Genomic DNA, 549 nt, shown 5'->3' with positions numbered 1-549 from the left:
AATTTAATTCCTTTTTGCATTATCCCATCTTATCCTTTTGTCTCTGCGATGTTTTCTGGTTTTCAATATACTGTTTTACTGTTTCCAGCGGAGCACCGCCCACCGTCGATACAAAATAGCTGTTTGTCCAGAGAGTCAGCATTTTCATTTTAAGATAGGGAAATTCCTGTCTTAAAATTCTGGACGTATAGCCTTTAAATGACTTTACAGCTTTGTGGATGCCAAACTGAGGATCTACTTCCAAAAGCATATGAACATGGTCTGGCATGCTCTCCATTTCCAGAATGTCTACAGAAAGATTTGCAGCATACTCTGTGAGCAGCTCCTTCAGCCGGACGTCCACACCATTAATTAATACTTTTCGTCTATGCTTTGGACACCATACTACATGGTATTTACAGGAATAGACGACATTGTTGTTTGATTTATATGTTGTGTTCATATTTGTATTATGCTATGGTTCATTAATTAATACAATTACTATTTTGTCCATCTTCAATTACTTGCATAAATTCGATGGACGCGTCTTATATCCCCATAGCTGAAGCA

The 549-nt window shown here is 37.5% G+C and carries 1 protein-coding gene; it reads right to left on the bottom strand.

Annotated elements, in window-relative coordinates:
• Positions 1–19: 19 nt before the first annotated feature.
• Positions 20–442: an IS200/IS605 family transposase gene (gene tnpA, locus HFM85_RS16025; RefSeq protein WP_173757590.1), complete on the bottom strand. Its 423-nt coding sequence runs from the start codon at positions 440–442 to the stop codon at positions 20–22.
• Positions 443–549 lie beyond the last annotated feature (107 nt).

The organism is Blautia schinkii (genome assembly GCF_013304825.1).
Classification (GTDB): Bacteria; Bacillota; Clostridia; order Lachnospirales; family Lachnospiraceae; genus Blautia_A; species Blautia_A schinkii_B.
The sequence above is the reverse complement of the archived record's forward strand: the minus strand, read 5'-3'. Positions and strand labels throughout refer to the sequence as shown.

Coding starts and splice junctions, on each gene's coding strand:
- tnpA (WP_173757590.1), bottom strand. CDS start 442: ATGAACACAACATATAAATCAAACAACAATGTCGTCTATTCCTGTAAA.